This window comes from Mycobacterium sp. (assembly GCF_049673265.1).
Classification (GTDB): Bacteria; Actinomycetota; Actinomycetes; order Mycobacteriales; family Mycobacteriaceae; genus Mycobacterium.
This window is the reverse complement of record NZ_JBATXN010000314.1, coordinates 1-4034: the sequence shown is the minus strand read 5'-3', so window position 1 is coordinate 4034 and position 4034 is coordinate 1. Positions and strand designations below refer to the sequence as shown.

At 64.7% G+C, this 4034-nt stretch carries 6 protein-coding genes and 1 pseudogene; 2 read left to right on the top strand and 5 right to left on the bottom strand.

Features of this window, described 5'->3' with window-relative positions:
* Positions 1-143: 143 nt before the first annotated feature.
* The 4 genes from WBF82_RS11180 to WBF82_RS11165 all read right to left on the bottom strand — a co-directional run bounded on the left by WBF82_RS11180 (position 144) and on the right by WBF82_RS11165 (position 2978).
* A complete protein-coding gene (locus WBF82_RS11180; RefSeq protein WP_424383101.1) occupies positions 144-488 on the bottom strand; it encodes a hypothetical protein in 345 nt (114 codons plus the stop codon).
* Positions 479-1255 carry an Fpg/Nei family DNA glycosylase gene (locus tag WBF82_RS11175; protein ID WP_424383100.1) on the bottom strand — a complete coding sequence of 259 codons (777 nt, stop codon included), beginning with the start codon at positions 1253-1255 and terminating at the stop codon, positions 479-481. The genes WBF82_RS11180 and WBF82_RS11175 overlap by 10 nt, the downstream gene beginning before the upstream one ends.
* A gap of 77 nt (positions 1256-1332) precedes the next feature.
* The gene (gene ligD, locus WBF82_RS11170) at positions 1333-2331 is read right to left on the bottom strand and encodes a non-homologous end-joining DNA ligase (RefSeq protein ID WP_424383099.1); all 999 of its coding nucleotides are present in this window, start codon (positions 2329-2331) and stop codon (positions 1333-1335) included.
* On the bottom strand, positions 2328-2978 hold the full coding sequence (locus WBF82_RS11165; protein ID WP_424383098.1) for a DNA polymerase ligase N-terminal domain-containing protein: 651 nt from the start codon (positions 2976-2978) through the stop codon (positions 2328-2330). The genes ligD and WBF82_RS11165 overlap by 4 nt, the downstream gene beginning before the upstream one ends.
* A 100-nt stretch (positions 2979-3078) precedes the next feature.
* On the opposite strand from WBF82_RS11165, the gene WBF82_RS11160 reads away from it, so the two are divergent.
* Complete coding sequence (locus tag WBF82_RS11160) at positions 3079-3279, top strand: hypothetical protein (protein WP_424383097.1); 201 nt, start codon at positions 3079-3081, stop codon at positions 3277-3279.
* On the opposite strand, the gene WBF82_RS11155 is transcribed toward WBF82_RS11160, so the two are convergent.
* Positions 3276-3710 (bottom strand): DUF402 domain-containing protein, encoded by a 435-nt coding sequence (locus WBF82_RS11155; protein ID WP_424383096.1) that lies wholly within the window; start codon positions 3708-3710, stop codon positions 3276-3278. The two genes, WBF82_RS11160 and WBF82_RS11155, sit on opposite strands and share 4 nt — an antisense overlap.
* Before the next feature lie 133 nt (positions 3711-3843).
* On the opposite strand from WBF82_RS11155, the pseudogene WBF82_RS11150 reads away from it, so the two are divergent.
* A pseudogene (locus WBF82_RS11150) lies at positions 3844-4034 on the top strand (excinuclease ABC subunit B); the annotation flags it as partial.

Below are 4034 nucleotides of genomic sequence, written 5' to 3'. Positions count from 1 at the left end.
AACGCAGTGCGGAGCAGGCAGCATCCCCGGACGGAGACATCGAACGGTATCTGGCGGTCAAGGAGCCGTGGTTCTCCGAGGCATACGGCCGGGCGTGGGACTGGGCCGACCGATCGGGTTGGCGGCCCTAGAGCGTCATTGCCCTAGAGATTGGGCAGCGGGGCGCCGCAGGGGAGTACGCCGTTCATCGGATCGGTGCTACCTGGCGTCGGCTGGACGAACTGATCGACTTGGATGGCGACGTTGTTGTCCACGTCGATCTCGCAGTGCACCTTCCCCGCATAAGGCCACCGGACCGACACTTGCATCCCGGCTTGCTTGGGGTCCGCCAGCACCGTGTCAGCCTCGAATGCAGTGCCGGGCATCGAGCTCAAGTGGGCGGTGTTGGTTTGGTTGTTGTTGGTGACGAAGGTGGCTTGGCTGCCGGGAGCCAGATTAAGCGGTTCGATTCGGGGCCGCACTTCGTTGCCGGCAACCGCTACGTGTATTGGCAGCGTGGGCACCACAGCGATGTTCTGCCGCCGAGTCGACCATGCGCAAGTCGCGCGCCGCAGCGCGGGCAGCTCGGATCGGGCTGATCGCGCGCACCGGTCAGCCAGCGGGCCAGACCGGGCACCCGGCCGTGTCGCACCGCTGTGCGCAGCACTGCGGTCATCGCGGCATGCAGCCGCTTGACCTCGTCGGCATCCATATCGGCAACCAATCGGGATGGATTAACCATTGCGCGCCAGCAGATTTCGTCGGTAAGCAAATTGCCTAGCCCCGCGATGACCGACTGATCCATGAGCGTCGGCTTCAGTCGACCGCGCCTACCCGACAGCAGTTCACGGAAGCACCGCAAGCCGAGCCCTAATGCATCAGGGCCCTGGGGGCCCGTCACTTCAGCGATGCCGTCACTGTCGGTCAGCCAAACGCCGCGCAGCTTACGGAGATCGGCGTAACGCAGTTCGCCGCGGTCCAGCGAAACCACCAGCCGTTCACACTTTTCCGCCGCAGTGCCGCTGGTGGCATAGTACGGATGGCCGGTCATCCCGCTGTGTACCAGCATCGTGGGGCCGTCGGTCGGCAGGATCAGCCATTTACCAAGTCGACGTGGTGTGCCGAATCGGTGCCCTGCCAGTCGTTGCCCGAGCGTTTGGGGGTTGGTGTTTCGCAGGATGCCGGGATCGTGCACCTTTACCTGACGAATTTGGCGGCCGGGTAGCGGGCCTGCGAGCTCACGCCGAAACCCTTCCACGTCGGGCAGTTCAGGCACGAAGTTTCGCCACCCGCTTTATCGGGTCGTCGAGCGAGCGGGAGTGTCGGGTCATGTCGGCCCTTCGGTGTGACGCATCAGCGGGTCTCCCTCACGACTTCGTCCGCGTTCTTGTCGGTACGCAGACCTTGGTAGCGGGGATGGCGCAGCTTGCCGTCACGTGTCCACTCGGTGAAACCGATCTGGGCGACCAACTCTGGATCCACCCACCGGGCGCCGGCTTCATGCTTCAAGCCGCGGGTGAACGGCGGCGCTTCTCGTTCGATGGCCGACAGCCGCTTGTGCAGGCTACGCAGAGCGGCTTGGTCAAAGCCGGTACCCACCTTTCCGGCATAAACCAGGTCGCGGCCGTCGTGGTAGCCGAGCAGCAGCGCACCCAATCCGATCCGGCTGCCTTTGGGAGCGGTGTAGCCGCCGACGACGAACTCCTGATCGCGGACGCATTTGAATTTCAGCCAGTTCGGCGAACGGCCGCCGTCATACGTCGCATCCGCGAGTTTGGCAATCACCCCTTCGTCGCCGCGCTGGCATGCTGCCCGATAGGCGGCGATGCCATCTTCGACGCGGTGCGGGGTGTTGCGCAGCGGATCGCTGAATTGAATAGCGTTGCGTAGCAAGCGCTTGCGCCAGGACAACGGAATGCCGACGGTGGATTTACCATCCAGGTGCAGCAGGTCGAACAGGTAGTAGTAAACACGGATGGGTGATGCCCGTGCCGCCTCCGGGTTGGTGATGCCCAGACGGCCCTGCAGCCGGGCGAAGCTGGTGCGTCGCCCGTCGAACGCCACAACCTCGCCGTCCACCACGAATCGGGAAGCGCGTTGTGCAGCGAGCGCGTCGACCAGTTCTGGGTAAGTTCCGTTGAGCGACTGGCGGTTTCGCGATAGCAGCCGCACACGGTCACCGTCGCGAAACCCCAGACAGCGCATCCCGTCGAACTTGCGCTCGAAGATCCAGCCGGGGTCGGTGAACCGCTTTTCGGTCAGTGTGGCCAGGGTGGGGGCTCGCCAGTCCGGCACCCGCTCGTCCCGCAATGCCGGGCGAAGCGAGTCGGGCAGGCCGGCGAGGTCGGTCACGACAGCTCGTCGAGCGTGCGGCCGGACAGCACCGACTCCGGCTGGGTTCGGACCGGATTGTGCTCGGCGGAGTTGTCAGAGGCCTCTTCGTCTCGGCGCTTCAGCAGCAGCCAGGTTTCGTCCTTGCCCTCCCGAATCCGGGTCAGTGCATAACCGCCGTGCAGCTTTTCGCCATGTAGATAAAACGCAAGGTGACCGCGACCCAGGCATCTGGTCATTTCATGCTCGGTCCGGTTGGCGTAGGTGCCGTGGTCCCAGACAATCACGCTGCCGGCACCGTGCTCGCCGTCGGGAATCACTCCCTCGAACTCTGCGTATTCCAACGGGTGGTTGTCTTCGGTGCGGCGTGCCATTCGCCGGTCCTCCGGGTTTGTCGAGGGCCCCTTGGGGATCGCCCAGGACACCAGCACGCCGTCGATCTCAAGGCGAAAGTCGTAGTGGTCGCTGCGCGCCGCGTGGTGGTGGATGACGAAACGTGGCCCAGGGTCGGACTTGCCGGAGCGGCCGGCTCCGCGGCGCCGTTGTTGTCGTCCGCGTTGCTCCTGGCTGCGGCCCGACCGCCGCTTGCGTCGGTACTCGCTCAAACTCATGCCTTGGCAAGTACCCGCCCCGACCCGATCCAGAAACTGGATGATGCCTGTGATCACCGCACGGCGCCGTACGACGCGCTCGCGCCCGCACCCCACAAAGTGACGTTTGCGGGGGCGTCGGTCGGGTTATTTGACGTATGTATGAAAGGAGCCCGTGATGGTCGTTTGGGTATGGATCGGAATCGCGTTCGCCGTCGTCGTGCTGGTCGCGGTGGCCATCGCCGCCATGACCGTATTCAGCAGTCACAGGAAAACGCAGCGACGGGAACTGGCGACGCGAGAATCCAAACGAGACGACCTCGACGTGCACTACCGGGCACTATTCGACACGCTGCTCGAGACCGGGACCGGTAGCTAACGCCAGGTGAGGTCCATGCCGTCAGCGGCGAGCCAACGTTGCAGGTCGTAATCGTGTCGGGACAGCCCGTCGACGGCGGCGACCGCCCGCCGCACCGCCTGCTCGCCGACCTCGGGGCTCAGCAAGCCGTACCGCACGGCCTCTAACAACTCATCGACGTCGGCTAAATCGGCGCCGCGGCCGGTGCGCACCTCGAGATCGAGGTAATGATCCTCGGAACGCCACACGACCGGACCGGGCGTGTATTCCCCGACGTCGACGTAAAAGTCGTGGTCGCGTTCGTGGCCGGGGTTGAAATGGAAAACCGTGGCCCGCAGACCCAGCTCCGGCAACAACCAGGACTCCAGATAGTGGAACTGCGCTCGGCCAGGCGTCGGGCGGGCCAGGTAAAGGCCCCAGGGCCGGACGATGTACTCATCGACCGCCCGCACGATGCCTTTCGGATCGGTATTGGTGCGGGCGTCGAGGTCGAACGTCTCATGCTTGGGCGGATGGATGACGCAAGGATAGGCCCCGGGTGTGCAGGGAAGCTCAGCTGTCGGTGTGTGGTTCTACCCTGAGAACATGGCTTTCGCTACCGAGCATCCGATCGTCGCGCACTCCGAATACCGCCCTGTCGAGGACATGGTGCGTGCCGGTGGGCATTTCGAGGTGGTCAGCCCGCACGCGCCAGCCGGTGACCAGCCCGCGGCCATCAACGAGTTGGAGCGCCGACTTCTGGCGGGCGAGCACGACGTGGTGCTGCTGGGTGCCAC